Annotated in this window: 10 protein-coding genes; 3 read left to right on the top strand and 7 right to left on the bottom strand. The window is 41.5% G+C overall.

Annotation, left to right across the window (positions count from 1 at the left end):
* The first annotated feature begins 52 nt into the window (after positions 1-52).
* Positions 53-1,825, top strand: a complete 1,773-nt coding sequence (locus tag AB8P51_RS05310) for a Na/Pi cotransporter family protein (protein ID WP_369747745.1) — start codon at positions 53-55, stop codon at positions 1,823-1,825.
* Positions 1,826-1,895: 70 nt separating this feature from the next.
* On the opposite strand, the gene AB8P51_RS05305 is transcribed toward AB8P51_RS05310, so the two are convergent.
* Together AB8P51_RS05305 and AB8P51_RS05300 are read right to left on the bottom strand one after the other, a co-directional pair.
* The gene (locus AB8P51_RS05305; protein ID WP_369747744.1) at positions 1,896-4,187 is read right to left on the bottom strand and encodes an inorganic phosphate transporter; all 2,292 of its coding nucleotides are present in this window, start codon (positions 4,185-4,187) and stop codon (positions 1,896-1,898) included.
* Between the two features lie 74 nt (positions 4,188-4,261).
* On the bottom strand, positions 4,262-5,467 hold the full coding sequence (locus AB8P51_RS05300; protein WP_369747743.1) for a porin: 1,206 nt from the start codon (positions 5,465-5,467) through the stop codon (positions 4,262-4,264).
* 362 nt (positions 5,468-5,829) lie between these two features.
* Between AB8P51_RS05300 and AB8P51_RS05295 the strand changes: the two genes are divergently transcribed.
* The gene (locus AB8P51_RS05295) at positions 5,830-6,189 is read left to right on the top strand and encodes a toxin-antitoxin system YwqK family antitoxin (RefSeq protein WP_369747742.1); all 360 of its coding nucleotides are present in this window, start codon (positions 5,830-5,832) and stop codon (positions 6,187-6,189) included.
* Positions 6,190-6,261: 72 nt separating this feature from the next.
* Here AB8P51_RS05295 and AB8P51_RS05290 read toward each other — a convergent pair whose 3' ends face one another.
* The 3 genes from AB8P51_RS05290 to AB8P51_RS05280 form a co-directional block, all read right to left on the bottom strand.
* On the bottom strand, positions 6,262-6,663 hold the full coding sequence (locus AB8P51_RS05290; protein WP_369747741.1) for a carboxypeptidase-like regulatory domain-containing protein: 402 nt from the start codon (positions 6,661-6,663) through the stop codon (positions 6,262-6,264).
* A gap of 143 nt (positions 6,664-6,806) precedes the next feature.
* The gene (locus tag AB8P51_RS05285; RefSeq protein ID WP_369747740.1) at positions 6,807-8,000 is read right to left on the bottom strand and encodes a multidrug transporter; all 1,194 of its coding nucleotides are present in this window, start codon (positions 7,998-8,000) and stop codon (positions 6,807-6,809) included.
* Between the two features lie 21 nt (positions 8,001-8,021).
* Positions 8,022-10,892 carry a TonB-dependent receptor domain-containing protein gene (locus tag AB8P51_RS05280; protein ID WP_369747739.1) on the bottom strand — a complete coding sequence of 957 codons (2,871 nt, stop codon included), beginning with the start codon at positions 10,890-10,892 and terminating at the stop codon, positions 8,022-8,024.
* Between the two features lie 184 nt (positions 10,893-11,076).
* On the opposite strand from AB8P51_RS05280, the gene dgt reads away from it, so the two are divergent.
* Positions 11,077-12,414, top strand: a complete 1,338-nt coding sequence (dgt, locus tag AB8P51_RS05275; protein WP_369747738.1) for a dGTP triphosphohydrolase — start codon at positions 11,077-11,079, stop codon at positions 12,412-12,414.
* Here the strand turns inward: dgt and AB8P51_RS05270 are convergent.
* Both AB8P51_RS05270 and dxs read right to left on the bottom strand, forming a co-directional pair.
* A complete protein-coding gene (locus AB8P51_RS05270; RefSeq protein ID WP_369747737.1) occupies positions 12,411-13,514 on the bottom strand; it encodes a DUF3078 domain-containing protein in 1,104 nt (367 codons plus the stop codon). The two genes, dgt and AB8P51_RS05270, sit on opposite strands and share 4 nt — an antisense overlap.
* The gene (gene dxs / locus AB8P51_RS05265; RefSeq protein WP_369747736.1) at positions 13,501-15,276 is read right to left on the bottom strand and encodes a 1-deoxy-D-xylulose-5-phosphate synthase; all 1,776 of its coding nucleotides are present in this window, start codon (positions 15,274-15,276) and stop codon (positions 13,501-13,503) included. The genes AB8P51_RS05270 and dxs overlap by 14 nt, the downstream gene beginning before the upstream one ends.
* Between the last annotated feature and the right edge of the window lie 53 nt (positions 15,277-15,329).

The raw sequence follows: 15,329 nt of genomic DNA, 5'->3' as shown, positions 1-15,329 counted from the left end.
TAAAATTATTTTAAATTAAACATGGGTATTTAGTTTTAAGCTTCTTTGATATATGGAATTTGGTCTTATTGAGACATTGCAATTATTAGGTTCACTCGGCCTTTTCCTTTTTGGGATGAAGGTGATGAGCGATGCGCTTCTGCTCCTTGCGGGAAATAGAATGCGCAACATCCTGGCTACCATGACCTCTAATCGATTTCTGGGGATCACAACAGGGTTTTTAATTACATCCGTCATACAGTCTTCCTCTGCAACTACTTTGATGGTGGTGAGCTTCTCCAATGCTTCGCTCTTAACGCTCACAGAGTCTATAAGTGTGATTATGGGGGCTAATATAGGAACGACCATCACAGCCTGGCTTATTACCCTTCTGGGCTTTAAAGTGAGTATGAGCGCTATAGCCCTGCCCCTGGTTGGCTTTGGCTTCCTCTTTATGTTCTCGAAAAAAGAAAAACTAAAAAACTGGGGAGGATTTATAATAGGTTTTGCCGTTCTTTTTATCGGGCTGCAGTTTTTAAAAGAGAACATGCCCGACATCAATCAGAATCCGGGGATACTTGAGTTTCTCAACAACTATACAGAACTGGGATTTGGTTCTGTGCTCCTGTTCTTATTTATAGGCACCTTACTAACTATTGTAGTTCAGTCTTCAAGTGCTACCATGGCGCTGACCTTATTGATGACAGCTGAGGGCTGGATCCCTTTTGATTTGGCTGCTGCCATGGTTTTAGGAGAAAATATAGGAACAACCATTACCGCAAACCTGGCAGCTATTGTTGGTAATTTCCATGCAAAAAGGACAGCCAGGGCCCACCTGATTTTTAATTTGTTGGGTGTATTATGGATGCTGATTCTGTTTTATCCCTTTTTAAACCTTATCAGCTGGGTTTCCCAGCGATTAGGCAGTGAATCGCCCTACCTTAGTGCTGCTGCGATACCTGTGGCCATTTCCTTATTCCATACGTTTTTTAATGTTCTGAATACCTTTTTTTTGGTTTGGTTTATCAATCCGATTTCAAAAATTGTAATGTGGTCCGTCCCGGAGAAAGCAGAACCTGAAAGGGAAATAGATGAACCAAAGTTTTTGGATGAGAAAATGTTAAAATACCCTGAAACGGCCATAGCCTCTCTTCTCAAAGAGTCTCAATACTTGTTTCAAAATGCCATATTTCAAATTGTGACCCACGCTTTAAACATCCACAGAGAAGACGTCAAATCCGATTTAAAAGCAAAAAAAGTGGTTAAGAAATCTATTGAAGATTTTAAGACAGATGTTAGGGCATTATATCTAAGTAGGGTTAAGAATATCTATGGAGAAATCATCCGTTATGCCACCAATGCCCAAAGCACTTTACAGCTTACTAAGGTTCAAAACAACAGGATTCTGGAAATAAAGGTAGCCAACAGGAAGATGGTAGAGATTTTAAGGGATGTAAAGGAATTGAATAGAAATGTGAGTACTTACTTCGTCTCCGAAAACAAGTATATGAAAAAGGAGTATAATCTCTATAGAAAACTGGCAGTTCAGATCCTTAGGATGATTTATGATATCCCAGGCGATGATGGAGAGGATCTACAGAAGAAACTAATGGTCCTCAGAAAAAATACCAACGAGAAACTTTCAGAGCACAATGTTCAAATTGATCAACTGATACGCAAGAACTTGATCACTACTGATATGGCTTCTTCTTTGGTCAATGACAATGACAATGTCCGGGATGTTCTGAATAACCTGATCACCGTTGCTGAATTGTTGTATTGCAGAAGGGACAGCCTGTTTTTGCCAGTTAACGACCATCAGGAAACTCTAAAAGAGTTCTCCTAGAAGACTACATCTATCAGCATAAACATCAGAAAATATACCGAGAAGAAAAAGTCCGGATAGCAATTGATCTCTATTGCTCTATTTTCGCTGGTTCAACCGAGTCGTCATAGTTGGAATAATACAGCTCCAATAGTTTCATTGTAGCCTCTATCAAATCCTTGGTTTCTAATAATAAAGAGAAATAAAGAGTGGTATTCTTAGGACTCGATTCTTCAGATCTTGTTCTTGTGATCTGTTTTTCGATTTTTTCTTTGACCAAATCATACAATCGTTGCTTGCTTTGGAGTATCTGTCCAATTTCTTCATAAGACTCATTGTCAAAGGCTTGCTTGGTACTACTGAATAAAGTTTCGAGTTCGTTATTAATTTCGGTTAACTCTTTTATCTGGTTAAACTTTAATTTCTTGTGATTGTTATTCACATGCTTATGACTGATCTTGGTAATAAATTCAAGAGATTGTGAGATATCGGTTAAATAGCTCAATATGTTGATATAGAAATTACTGGCCTCAACACTTGAATCGTCCAAATTCTTGATAAAGTAGAACAGGTGGTTGCGCAGATCGTCAATCTCCGATGAAAGTTTAACAACATTGCTTTTATTCTTTTTAAGTCTTTCCAGGTCCTGTTTCGCAAGTCCTTCAATACTTATCCGGTATAATTTGCTACTCCTTTTCATCGCATTGGAAATGTTCTTTGAACTCTCCACGATTACTCCTTGAATAGACTTACTTTCAGTTCTTATCAGTCTGTCTTCAGCAAGAATTTCCTTGGATTTCCTATTATAAGAAATGTAGTTTCTCGCCAGTAAAAGGATGGCAACAAATAACAAAATACCAATTGCCGCTCCTTTTCCAAAGCTAATCAGGGCCAATATAATCCCGGCGGCAACAAAAGCGATTATAGCCGTTAAGAACCAGCCACCTATTACATTTAATACTCCGGCAACCCGGTATACAGCACTCTCACTTCCCCAGGCACGGTCTGCCAACGATGTTCCCATGGCCACCATAAAGGTAACATAAGTTGTGGAAAGGGGTAGTTTATAAGAAGTGGCAATGGAAATAAGGATTCCAGCTACCATTAAATTGACGGCAGCCCTTACCATGTCAAAGGCAGGAAGTTCATGAACCTTCCCTGACGGTAGTGCAATTGCGGGTTTTTTAAATCGGGAATCGACTTTATCCAGAAAAGATTTCGGGAGTACGGTAGCTGTATAATCTGTTACCATTATGGTGAATCGAACCAGCATTCTCGAGATATAATTTGGTTCAAAACGTTCTTTTGTATCACTTTGTCTTGCCAGATTAATTTCGGTATCAGCTACATATCTTGCCTTTTTGGAAAACCAAAGTGTAACAACCATGACCATTCCGGATAAAAACAGCAATACTGTTGGCGTTGGTACTTTTGTAGCCAGGATATTCATACTGAATTCACTTGCCGGAATTCCTGATACACTCCATGCTTCATAGGACTGGTAGGCTGCAATGGGTACACCAATAAAATTAACCAGATCGTTACCTGCGAATGCCAGAGCCAATGCAAAAGTTCCAACTCCGATGATCAACTTATAGATATTGGTATTAAATAAAATAATAAGGAAATAAGATAACAAAGACCAGAGGACCAAACTAATGGCTATAATGGCATATACCTGGCTTTCCAGGAAATTACTGATGGTCATTCCACCAATCAATTCATAGGTTTCACCGGCAAAAGGTGTACCCTTTATCCCTTTCATAAATATAAAATAAGTGATGGCAGACAAGGCAACTCCCCCAAATACGGCCCCAACCCATTTCGCTTTTCTTTCAAAATTATATGAAAGCAGGATACGAGATATCCATTGTACAATAGCCCCGATTGAAAACGCAACTACAACGGAAAGTAGTATTCCGGAGATGATCTGAAGTGCTTTTGAAGTATTGATATAAGTGATAATATCACTAAAACTACCACCGTCAGCTCCAATTTTTAATATGGACATAGCCACCGCTGCTCCCAGTAACTCAAATACGATGGAGACTGTAGTTGAGGTAGGCATCCCAAGAGTGTTAAAAAAGTCAAGCAGAAGGATATCCGTAATCATGACAGCCATAAAAATGAACATGATCTCATCGAAGTAAAACTCTCCGGGATTAAAAATTCCCTTCCTGGCAACCTCCATCATCCCGCTTGAAAAGATGGCACCAAAAGCAATTCCCAAACTGGCTACGATCATTATGGTCCTGAAAGAAATAGCTTTAGAACCAATGGCAGAATTGAGAAAATTCACGGCATCATTACTGACTCCGACAACCAGATCTGCTACAGCCAGAGCGGCCAGAGCGATGATCATTATAAAATAAATATTTTCCATTATGGCTTAAAAATAAGGATGCAAATATCTAAAGTAAGCTTCTTAGCTGTGTTATGTAATCGTTATTTCTAAATTTAGAAATGAACATCAAGTTGTAATCTGAACATTAATTCATTTGTTCCATTATCTACTGAGAGATAACTTAAATCTGTCTGTACCTTCAGTTTGTGTCCGACAATATACTTAGATAATCCCAAAGTATACTGAGATTCAGGACTTCTACCAGTAATACCTTCATCTAATTTTATATTAGTATACCTTCCTGAAACTTCCCAGTTACTCGGAAGTAAATATCCTCCCTGTAGATTGATACCGTCTCCAACCCAAACTACATCACCGGTTTCTGTACCGTCTGAGTTCTTGGCAATCGGATCTTCAGCGTCTCTGTTGGCATATTCCCACATAAAGGAAAAGCCATTGTATTTAAACATCCCGTCAAAGAAAAAAGTATTGATGGTAGTCTCGTACAAACCTGTGTCATTTAACATATAAGAACCCAGGTTACTCCTGTTTTTTACAGCATTCTGATTGATGTCGTAATTAACCGCGAACATCAGCTTTGGTGTAGCTTCCCGTTTGAGGTCACTCCCGCTGTAATCGCCCTTGCTTATGAATTCACCAAAGGGAAGGAATTCCAAACGTCCTGTATATTGGTATCCCCCAAGATTACCGTCAGTAATATTACGTCCTTCACCCTGAGAAAAGGCTATTTTTTCCCTGATTACAAACCTATCTGTTAAGTCGAAATGATGCCTTAGTTGAAAGCCCATATCCCGATCTATGTTAAACCTGCTGTTTACCAGTGACCTGTCAACCTGCTGCAGATTTCCAGAAGAAATTACCCTTTCGATATTCCCAGGTAATTTCGTCTGTCCAAACCAAAGTTCAAAATTTTCATAAAAATTCCACATTACAACGGCATCCAGAATATATCGGGGAGTGTTGCGGGTAAATTCTGATACCCCTGAAATATCACGGTTAGATAGTCCTAACTCCAGTTTATATCTAAGTTTTGGTGAATATGCGTAGCCATCAAATTTTAAACGTGCCCGCCGAACTAAAAAATTGGTTTCATTGTCTGAAAGGAAGCCATCTGAACCATCCTGCCCTTGTGAAATGGCAAGGATTTGCATTCGAGCACCGATTTTCATCGTAAATGAACTGTCTTTTCCAACTAAATTAAAAAGACCTTTACCAAAGGCCGGGGCGTTGGAATCCTGGGCATGTAAAGAAAAAATAAAAAAAATGAGAGAGCCTGTTAAAAGTAGCTTAGCCTTCATGAACGTAATAGTTTTTGTCGAAGGCAAATAAACGGCTTACATGTTAACTGAATGTTAATCTAAGTTTATAAAAAAACTGCCTTGGCCAAAGGCAGTTCATAGCATTCATAATACTCAGTCGACAAAAACTATACGTATATATGAATTAACTAAGGATGTAATTAATTACGAATCAAAGAACATACTTAAGTATGATGTAATTGTAATTCAAAGATTAAATTATCATTAAAAGTATTTATTATTACGCTTTATAACATACTAATATTCAGCTCACAACGTTTTTAATGTAAAATAAATGTTAGCTAAAAGTTGAATTAAAGTTAATTTCGAATTATCTTTAAAATCGGTTATAGTCTAAAAGCATGAGAAAAATAAATCTACTACTGGTTGTATTCACAATAACTTCTATTGTGTACAGTCAAAATGAGAGAGAACTAAAATTGAACAAGGAGACTAACCTGATAGAAGTAAAGGAGTACCACGACAATGGCTTGGTAAGTCAGGAAGGTACTTTTAATTTAGAAGGTGAGCTGCATGGGGAATGGGTGAGTTACAATGATAAGGGAGAAAAAATTTCCAGAGGTTCATATTTAAATGGTCAAAGGACAGGTAAATGGTATTTTTGGATGGGAGATTCCGTAAAGGAAGTGGAATATAGTAAAAATGCAATTGCCAGTATTGATGGAGTAAAAAACAAAAATCGCTTAGCCGACAATCACTAACAATATCAATTTCTATTAAAACAAAACATCCCGCCAATTGCGGGATGTTTTGTTTACTTCTGTTACTTCAAATTACTCCCTGCCCTGTCTTAAGTTGGCAGTTATCTTTATACCAGGCTCTTCTTTTGATGTCTCTTCCGAGACTAAGTCGCTTAGGTTAATCTTCATCGCAGAGAGCTCTCGTTGGATTCTGGTTATCTGATTTGGTCTAACAAGAAGAGGTAATTCAAGGGATTCGTAACCGGGATAGCGCACTATTAAGGTATACGAACCCGGTGTTATTCCTTCTATTTCGAAATTTCCCCTAAAGTTGGTTTGAGTTTGAAATGTAGTGTTTTTCAATTCAATATTTGCGAACACAAGAGGTTCGTTATAAATCTCATTATCTATTATGTTGCCTGCAATACTACCGTGTTCTTGGGCAAAAAGGCCTACAGTAAAAAGAAACAGACTCAGTAAAAAGGCATTTTTCATTAGATATCATTTTACAGTTGCAAAGGAAAGCAGGGAATGTAAAACTAACGTTACCTTCAGATTAAAATTCGGTAATTATACAAACGGAAAAAGCCCTCGCAAGAAGGGCTTTTTTATACAATGACTTTTATAGTTAATCTCTTTTAATTGATGCCTACCGTCCAGCCGGTACCCCAGCTTGCAATGTCGGTTCCTGTGCCATTGCCATCTCCACTAATAAAATCACCTTCCGTAAAAGTAAATCCGGTATCGTTTTTTAGTTTTGTGATGACATTGTTAAAAGTTACGTCAGAGACGTTGAGTAAGCCATCGATAACCCCCTGTCCGGTTGGATTATCTCCTGAGTCACCATCGAGGTCAAAGGCTTCATCAAAATCGGTAATTACCAAATTAGTGAATAGGCCCTGGGTTCCTGCTCTCAGTCTAATTGCTTCACTTCCGTCATTGGCACCTACTATAGTCACATTGGCGACATTAGGAGCTGAGAAATAACCACCTTCGTTGCTGAAGTCAGTATTGTATCCATCACATTCAAAGGCTTTGTCATGTGAAACTCCATGCTGTACATAAACATCTGTCAGCGTTCCTATAAAACCCTCTGTCCAGTCTATTGAGTCATCTTCAGCATTGACAACTGCTATATGGCTGGCATTTACGGTACCTCCAAAAAATTCAATACCATCGTCTGATCCTTCAAAGACTTGTACATAATCTATAGTTGTTCCGTTGCCAACTGCATACAAAGAGAGGCCGTTCAACTCAGCATTTCCATCAATGGCTCCACCTGCATATTCGATACGCATGTATTGAATAGATCCAGAATCATCGGCAGGAATATTACCTCCGTAAGATAGTCCGCCTATTTCAGAAGTAGACGTGTCTGATGAGCCATCCGCAGTTGAATTGATTGGTGCAGAACCGCAAATGACCAATCCTCCCCAGTCACCCGAGGCTGGACTACTTGCATTGGAAGTCAAAACAATAGGACTTGATGCTGAACCAACTGCACTGATCATCGCTCCTTGTTGTATAGCTATATACGCATTAACGCCAACTGGTTGTGCTTTAATAGTCATTCCAGCAGGAATTGTCAAGGTAGTTCCTGAAGCCATTAATACAGGTCCGGTAATTACGTAATCAACCTCAGGATCCAATGTAAGATCTTCGGTGTAGACTCCACTCAGATTTTCCGTTGTAGAACCAGGTTCATTACCACCTGAATTCGTGATATTGTTAGTTACACTATTATCTGTAATAATAATATCGGCAGTATCATCACTTTCGCATGCAATTAGAAGGGAAGCAACGATTCCTAAGAATAATAATTTGTTTTTCATTGTTTATAGTTTAAAAAATAATTAGAATTTATATTTAAGGGTGAGTCCAATATTTACTCCTCGTTTAAACTCGCGTAAAATGACATTTCCATCTTTCACAAAGCCCTGAATCAAAGGGTTGTTATCTTCAACACCCGTGTTTTCTCTTATTAGGGATATATCCGGATTGAGTAGATTAAGGGCACTGATGTTTGCCTCAAAATGTTCACCTATCGCATTTTGCCAGACAAAATTGAGTGTTGGAACAGATTTTTCCACCATATTCCCAAGGTTTCCACTCCCAATGGCAAAAATGCGGTCTGCGAAATATGAGAAAGCCAGAGAAGCCGAAGGCTTGTACTTGCCAATCACAGGACTATAATTAATATCTGCATTCACAATAACAGGAGAGGCTCCTTCCAGTTCTTCGCTGGTTCTGTCAGCGAATGAGGTGCCAAATGTAAATCCCTCTGTTGTTGAAACGGTTTTTAAATCCTGTTCGGTGAAGGTATATGCAGCATTTGCACCAAAGGATAAGATGGCATTTTCATTCGAATCGTTAATGATGTTCTTTCTCACCTCCAATTCAAGCCCGAACACTTTAGCCTGATCTCCTGTTCTGAAGTAGCGCTGATTACCCGTAGCATCTGTTGCAACTACCCGGTTTACAGGATCATTGATAGTCTTTGCAAAGGCAGCGACAGAAATAAGTTCACCTCTGTTGGGGAACCATTCGTATTTGAGATCATAATTGTAGATTTCAGAAAAAATAGGGCCGGTTCCATCTGGTTTTCCCAGCAGGTCGGGGTTTCCACCTACTCTTTGCACCACACCTTCGTAAACAAAATTGGCAGCTTCCTTAAATTCAGGGAAGGATGCAGTCTTGCTAAAGGAGAAACGCAGATTGGTGTCTTCACTAAGGGCGTAACGCAGGTTTAAACTCGGGAGATATATGTTTTCATAGGCATCCCTAACTCCGGGATCTGTAGGAACCGGGTTAATCACGTCATACACGATCCCCTGCTTGTAAGATTCCACGCGGAAGCCGGGGATTAGTAACCATTTGTCACTGAGATTTAATTCGGCCGTGGCATAAACGGCATGAATATCTAAATTTCCTTTGTAGGTATTCTCATAAATCTGTGGCCGGTTTAAACGGCCAATATCCACATTCTGAGGATTCCTAACTATAAAGAGATCCCATAACCCACTGCCCTGGGGAATGTTGATGTTTGATACATCGAAGAAATCATTCAGGTTATTCACGTCGGTCACCGGATTGGCATTTTTATCTGCAATGAGATATCCGTAGCGCCAGTTGTTGAACCTTCTTTCTTTTCTTCTCCCATTGTAGCCGAAGTTCAGGGACACCTTTTCAGATACTTTTTTGGATAGGTTAATGTAGCTACTAATTTCATCGTCTTCAATGCTTTGGAAAAACCGCTGGTTGTCAAAGGCGATGTTGTCATAAAATATTGGGTTGGTGTTAGGATCATCATCCAGGGCAAACTGGAAATCCTCAAGGGAGATCCGCTTCCTGTCTGGTTCATCTGAAAAGACTTTATTAAATCCAATTCCCCAGTCCAATTCCCAGTCGTCCTGGAAAGTGTGGTTCCCGTTTAATTGATTGACAAAAATCATGTCCTGATTAAACTGCACGTTTAACTGAAAGTATCCGCCATCCCCATTATTACTAAAGCCATCTCGGTTAAAACCGTACCCACCGATTCCATAGTAGCCTACGGCATCTCTTGCACTGTTGACAAATAGGGAGCTGAATTTTAATTTGTGATCATTATCAATTCTGTAAGTAATATTTCCCATAGCCGTTGTGGTGGTACTATACGTGTATTCATTTACCAAGGGAAACCGGACTTTAATATCGTTTGTAAAATCCAAAGCCGGACCTTCCAGAAATTCAAATCCATTGCCAAAACTTGCCATCCCAAAAAAGCTAAGTCTTGATTCCTCGTTGAGGTTGAAGGAATAACCTCCTTCGACAGCGCCTGAAATATTAATGGGATTATAGTCGGATTCTGGATCTACGCCATGCGAAAGAACAACAGCAAAGGGATCGTTGTCATACCGATTGTAAAAGCCAAAGAAACTAGTTCCTTCACTGGTTACAAAATCGGTTCCCAGGGCATTCGAATTTATTCCCGAACCCAGGGAGACTTCCAGGTATCCATCACCGGTATATTCTTTGGAATCGATGTTTACATTCCCTGCGGAAAAGTCGCCGTAGAAGGAAGGAGTATATGCCTTACTTACAGAAATATTTTCAATAATACTTGAGGAAAATATGTCGAGGTCTATATTCTTTTTATTTACATTGTTTGACGGGAGGGCCAATCCATTCATAGTAGTATTCTGATACCGGTCCCCCAAGCCCCTTACATAAACATCGCTTGATCCCTGTTGTTTTGAAATCCCGGCAATCTGAGCCACCGCGGCAGCCGCATCATCGATCCCTTTTTTAGTAAGGGCTTCGGCGCCGATTGCTTCCCTTATTTCAACTGCCTTTTTCTGGTCTAATAGCAGAGCAACCTCAGAATCCTTAGAAGCCGTTGTGATCAGGACCACTTCATTTAGTGAAACGCTGCCTGCACCAAGTTCAGTATTAACCTCAGTTACCTTCCCGGCTTCTACCAATACGTCTGGCACTTCTACCGTTTCGTAACCAAGGAATGTAAAAACCAGGGTGTATATCCCCGGTTCCAGATTAGATATTTCGTATAGGCCATCAAAATCGGAGGTGGTTCCCTTGGTGGTTCCCTTAACTAAAACATTAGCAAAAGCCAGGGGTTCATTGTTCATTTCCTTATCACCAAGCTTCCCAGCAATGCTTCCTGTTCTCTGAGCATATACCGATGCTGTAAATAAAAGAATGAAGGCTATAAATAATTGTTTCATTAATCTTTTTTTCAAATCACGGTGCAAAGAACGGGGGAGTGGGTAAAGGCCATGTTATTCCAGAGTTAAAGATTTATTTATTAAAGGTTACTTTAATGTTAGCACATTAAGTAAAGGTTATGACTGATGATAAATCCCTCCCTTTGGGATAAATGAAAGTAGTATCTTGCGGGAAATTTGAAGGATGAACTGGGAACAACTCCTCTCTTTACGCCGCTTTGGCGATACTCATAAACGACTTCGGAAGGAACAGGATGAGACCCGACTGGGCTTCGAAGTAGACTATGACAGGATAATATTTTCTTCTGCTTTCAGAAGTTTGCAGGATAAAACCCAGGTCATCCCCTTATCAAAAACAGACTTTGTTCATACCCGCCTTACCCATAGTCTTGAGGTTTCCGTGGTAGGACGTAGCCTTGGAAGGAGTGCCGGGAAAGAAATAATTTCTCGCTATCCTCATTTGAATCAGGTTCACGGATACCAATTCAATGATTTTGGAGCTATTGTAGCGGCCGCAGCACTGGCCCACGATATAGGGAACCCACCCTTCGGACACAGCGGCGAAAAGGCGATCGGGGAATTCTTTCAGGCCGGCCCCGGAGTGGCCTATAAAAAAGACCTCAGTGAAAAGGAATACCAGGACCTGGTCGACTTTGAGGGAAATGCCAATGGGTTTAAGATACTTACAGAATCCCGAAAAGGGGTGGAAGGAGGACTCAGACTTAGTTATGCCACCCTGGGAGCATTTTTAAAATACCCCAAAGAATCCCTGCCTAAAAAACCAACAACGCATATTGCGGATAAGAAGTACGCATGTTTCCAGGCGAGCACCGAATTTTTCCGGGAGGTTGCAGATGAACTAGGCCTGCTCAGCAGGGAGCATCCCGGTAGTTTTTCAAGACATCCCCTGACATTCCTGGTGGAAGCGGCAGATGATATTTGCTATACGATCATCGACTTTGAGGATGGGATCAACCTGGGATTAATTCCCGAAGACTATGCCCTGGAATACCTTATCAAACTGGTAAAGGACAGGATAGACACCAAGAAGTATCACCGACTGGCCCATATGGAAGATCGGCTGAGTTATCTCAGGGCACTGGCGATCAGTACGCTTATCCAGGATGCCACCCGGGTCTTTATGGAGCATGAAACTGAAATTATTAAAGGGACATTCAGTACGGCATTATTGGAGAAAAGTAAGTACAAAGCCCAGGTTGAAGACATCCTTTCCCTCAGTGCAGAACGGGTTTACCGTTCCCAGGAGGTAATCGAAAAAGAAATAGCCGGGTACAGGATTATTTCAGATATCCTTGAGGCTTATTCAGGGGCCCTGGTGCGGACTAAAAAAGGGAATGCCACCAACTATGACAAACTGATCCTGACCACCCTCCCCGAAAGGTTCAGGGATACTTCAGGATCCCTTTACACCCTTTTACTTCAATGTTCCTGCTATGTAGCCAGCCTGTCAGATAGTAGCGCAGTACATATCCACAATAAGATTACCGGGAAACAACTTTAAAAATTGTAGCTGAGGCCAATGGCGAGTAGCTGCCTGAATTGTATTCGGGGTACGCCGGGATCAATGACCGTTCCGTCGTCTGCAATGTTGGCATTAAATCGGATATCATCGTCATAGATGATCTGGGTGCCAAAATTCGCTTTGAGAAATTCATTTACGGTGAATTCAAAGTTGAGTTCCCAATCGATATCCACATTTCCAAACGACCTCAGATAATCAGTATACAGGCTTAAGCGGTGATCCAGGGTGACATTTTCCCATACGGGTGTCCTCCATTCATTGGTTACCGATATCCCCACTTCAATAAATTTGTTTTCTCCCTCCGTCAGGATATTTCCTGTAGAATCCCTTACAGCTTTTTGCACCCCAAAGGCGCCTTCATTGGCCAGCTCCTGATCAAGAACAAAGGTTGCTTTTTGTGTTAAGGGAGAAAGGTAGAGGTTGAAATTTTTTCCTTCAGGGATATAGGAGATACCCGCCCCTACAAAAAGATATCCCGGAGACATAAATCGGGATATAGGGGCAGAGCGGTCCGGATATTTATACCCGTTAGAAAACTGGGTATTGAACTTAACCTTGGCAGAATAGTACCAGCTGGTTAAGGTATCTTTTCGATAGCCAAAACTGGATGAAAAACGAATCGCATCCTCGGTTTTTCGCAATTTTTGTCCTTCCTGTACATTCACCCCGTACCGCAGTACCAAATCGTTGTTCCATTGTACATATCTGAACTTGTAATTTCGTACAAATTTGGCGTTTGCAAGGGCAGAAAAAGCGTTGTCTCCCCCTGCGTTCCAGTTGACGAAGGCAACTTCAGAAAGGTTCAGGCCCAGATTGTTTTCCACTTCCCAAAAAGATGGGATTTTAAAACGGTTAAACTTCCTGGTGCGGGGTTTTGTTCTTTTAAAGGAGATCACCGGATTGGTAAGATTTACTCCCCTGGGAATATATCTTATTTTTTCTGGTGTAGCGCGAATCACGATGGTGTCTATCACCGTGGTATCGGGCTCCTGAGTAGGCGGAATAGTATCCTGGGCAGCTACTTTGGATTGAAGACCAAAGACGAAGAGAGTTAAGAAAAACAGCTTAGCGAACTTCATGCAGTAATTTAATTAGGCATCGGGTAATAGCTTCCTCATCGATATGGCTCAGCTCCAGCAACTCTTCTACTGTTCCCTGTTCAATAAAGGTATCCGGTAGTCCAAGTCGTTCTACCTTTTGGGAATAGCCATACTCATTTGCAAATTCCAGAACAGCACTGCCAAAGCCCCCTGCCAGGCATCCGTCTTCCAGGGTCACAACTGCGTTATACCGGCTAAATACACCATGCAGTTGTTCCTCGTCTAAGGGCTTTACAAAACGCATATCATAATGACCAATTTCTTTGGGATGCCCCAGTCTTTTTAATACTTCTGTGACTTTATTTCCCAGGTGGCCTACGGATAAAACGGCAATGGACGTCCCTTTGGCAAGTTCTCTTGAAGACCCAATAGGTATCCTCTCAAAGGAGGATTGCCAGGATTCCGTATTTCCTCTTCCACGGGGGTATCTTATGGCGAGGGGCTGGTCAATGCCCAACTGAGCGGTAAACATGATATTCCTCAACTCCATTTCATTCATGGGGGCAAAAATGGTCATATTCGGGATACAACGCAAGTAAGCCAGATCGTAGGCACCGTGGTGCGTGGCTCCGTCCTGACCTACCAGTCCGGCCCTGTCGATACAAAAAATAACAGGTAACTTTTGCAGGGCCACATCGTGAATTACCTGATCATAGGCTCTTTGCAGAAAGGTGGAATAAATGGCGCAAAAGGGAACCAGTCCTTCAGCCGCCATCCCAGCAGCCATGGTAACGGCGTGTTGCTCGGCAATACCTACGTCGAAGGCCCGGTCGGGAAATGCTTCCATCATGTATTTCAGGGAACTGCCTGTTGGCATGGCAGGAGTGATCCCTACTATCTTATTATTTTGCTCTGCAAGTTCCACCAGACTATGCCCAAATACGTCCTGATATTTTGGAGGCTGTTCTAAGGTAGTTTGCTTTGCCAGTTCTCCCGTATTCCTGTCGAATTTGCCGGGGGCGTGGTAAACGATTTGGTTTTCCTCTGCTTTTTTCAGTCCTTTCCCCTTGGTTGTGATCAGGTGCAGGAGTCTCGGACCTTTTACCTTCCTCATTTCCCGGAGTGCATTGATTACCGCTTTGAGGTCATGACCATCAACAGGACCGGTATAAGTGAAATTGAGGCATTCAAAAATATTCTCTTCTTTGGCCGTACCCTTTTTAACGTTGGTAAGGTATTTCTTTAAGGCCCCAACGCTTGGATCGATACCGATGGCATTGTCATTTAGAACTATGAGTACATTGGCGTCGAGAACTCCCAGATGGTTCAGGCCTTCGAAAGCCATTCCGCTTGCGATGGAGGCATCGCCAATTACGGCGATATGTTGTCTCTCCTTATCGCCTTTGAGTTTAGCTGCCAGGGCCATCCCAACAATAGCGGAAATGGAAGTGGAGCTGTGGCCGGTGCCAAAAGCGTCAAATTCACTTTCGTCTCTTTTAGGGAAGCCGCTCAGACCCCCCAATTGGCGGTTGGTATTAAATTGTGATCTTCTTCCTGTCAAAATCTTGTGTCCATAGGCCTGATGCCCTACATCCCAGATCAGCTTATCCTCAGGTGTGTTAAAGACATAGTGAAGGGCGATGGTGAGTTCAACAACGCCCAGACTGGCGCCCAGATGTCCTTCTTTTGCGGCAACAATATCGATGATAAATTCCCTGAGTTCCCTGGTTAGTTGTGGCAACTGTTCCTCAGTGAGCTCCCTCAGGTCTTTGGGATATTGTATGGTATCTAAGAGATTCATGGAAGGAACAAAGGTACATTAATTCGCATTTGAAGTGGGATGATGCTTGGATG

The organism is Muriicola sp. SD30, assembly GCF_041205185.1.
GTDB lineage: Bacteria > Bacteroidota > Bacteroidia > Flavobacteriales > Flavobacteriaceae > Muriicola.
This window is presented reverse-complemented; position numbering and strand designations above follow the sequence as displayed.

Coding starts and splice junctions, on each gene's coding strand:
- AB8P51_RS05270 (WP_369747737.1), bottom strand. CDS start 13,514: ATGAAGTTCGCTAAGCTGTTTTTCTTAACTCTCTTCGTCTTTGGTCTT.
- AB8P51_RS05305 (WP_369747744.1), bottom strand. CDS start 4,187: ATGGAAAATATTTATTTTATAATGATCATCGCTCTGGCCGCTCTGGCT.
- AB8P51_RS05290 (WP_369747741.1), bottom strand. CDS start 6,663: ATGAAAAATGCCTTTTTACTGAGTCTGTTTCTTTTTACTGTAGGCCTT.
- dxs (WP_369747736.1), bottom strand. CDS start 15,276: ATGAATCTCTTAGATACCATACAATATCCCAAAGACCTGAGGGAGCTC.
- AB8P51_RS05285 (WP_369747740.1), bottom strand. CDS start 8,000: ATGAAAAACAAATTATTATTCTTAGGAATCGTTGCTTCCCTTCTAATT.
- AB8P51_RS05310 (WP_369747745.1), top strand. CDS start 53: ATGGAATTTGGTCTTATTGAGACATTGCAATTATTAGGTTCACTCGGC.
- AB8P51_RS05295 (WP_369747742.1), top strand. CDS start 5,830: ATGAGAAAAATAAATCTACTACTGGTTGTATTCACAATAACTTCTATT.
- dgt (WP_369747738.1), top strand. CDS start 11,077: ATGAACTGGGAACAACTCCTCTCTTTACGCCGCTTTGGCGATACTCAT.
- AB8P51_RS05300 (WP_369747743.1), bottom strand. CDS start 5,467: ATGAAGGCTAAGCTACTTTTAACAGGCTCTCTCATTTTTTTTATTTTT.
- AB8P51_RS05280 (WP_369747739.1), bottom strand. CDS start 10,892: ATGAAACAATTATTTATAGCCTTCATTCTTTTATTTACAGCATCGGTA.